At 54.9% G+C, this 1,059-nt stretch carries 1 protein-coding gene; it reads right to left on the reverse strand.

Going from position 1 to position 1,059, the window contains the following annotated elements:
- Positions 1-8: 8 nt before the first annotated feature.
- Positions 9-1,059: phospholipase effector Tle1 domain-containing protein (locus SJI19_RS24640; protein ID WP_323480867.1), on the reverse strand; the 1,051-nt coding region annotated here is incomplete at its 5' end.

The raw sequence follows: 1,059 nt of genomic DNA on the forward strand, positions 1-1,059 counted from the left end.
CAGACGCGTTATTTCCATAGCTTGTTTCCATCCATATTATAGACTGTCCGTTGCCAGCGCGCGTCCGGACGATTGGTGAAGGAGAGCAGTTCCACTGGTTTAACCGCCCCGGTAATCATCCCTTGGCTGTTTTTAATCACGCGGTTCCAGTTAGCCGAGCAGTGCAGGTATTGTCCCGCCAGTGCATGAAGTTCCGGGGTAGTGAACCCGTAGACTGATTTGCCGCTGCGGGCAGCGCGCCCCATCACCAGCGCTTTTTCGCATAAAGTATCGAGTTCTGGTTGGAGTTTTAATTTCACATTTGTTTCTCGGATGGGATCAAATATCACCCCGGCATCCTGTGCGGCATCAATCATCACCCGCAGCACCACTTTAGACCAGTCGTTACGTGTGGGCCGATTAAGGATCAGGGCCGCACCGCTGCGTTTTTGCAACGTGCCGTAGCGATCAGCGGGCATTCGGTCGTCGTACCAGATGTTAATCTCTGTCTCCACCTCGTGAAGCATTGGGGCGATCGCCGGATAGGTATCCATCAGCTTACGTTGTTCACCGGTCTGCCTATAAATCCGGGTATCGGTATCAGCGGTACATATCGGTACGGTTTCAAACTGAGGGCGAGTGAGAAAATAAGTTTCGTACTCGACGGGATTATAGCCGCCACCAATGTCCGAGTGCGCGCCAGGCAGGGCCAGCTCCGGCCATGCCGGTTTTACGCTGTTCAGCGCGAAGTTAAACCGGCATTCGTGTTGCGCGGTAATATGGAAAACCTTCTCCGCCACCCCCGGGCGCAGCACAATATTCACCTCGCCGGTATCGGCGCTGTTCGGGTTGAGGCCATTAGCCAGCGTACCGATGGCCGCCACGGTATCAAATATTCCCAGAAACCGGGTTTTACCGCCGGGGGTGCCAGCGTACTCAACCTCAACCTCACCCAGCCCGGTGTTGATAGCCGCTATAATCGCGCTGTCCTGACTGAAAACCCGGTTGGCAAAATGCCGGGCCGATGCAGCCCCGCGACTGAACCCGAAAATATCAAACTGCAGCTCTTTGACGAGACAA

It is taken from the genome of Acerihabitans sp. TG2 (genome assembly GCF_035013185.1).
GTDB lineage: Bacteria > Pseudomonadota > Gammaproteobacteria > Enterobacterales > Enterobacteriaceae > Acerihabitans.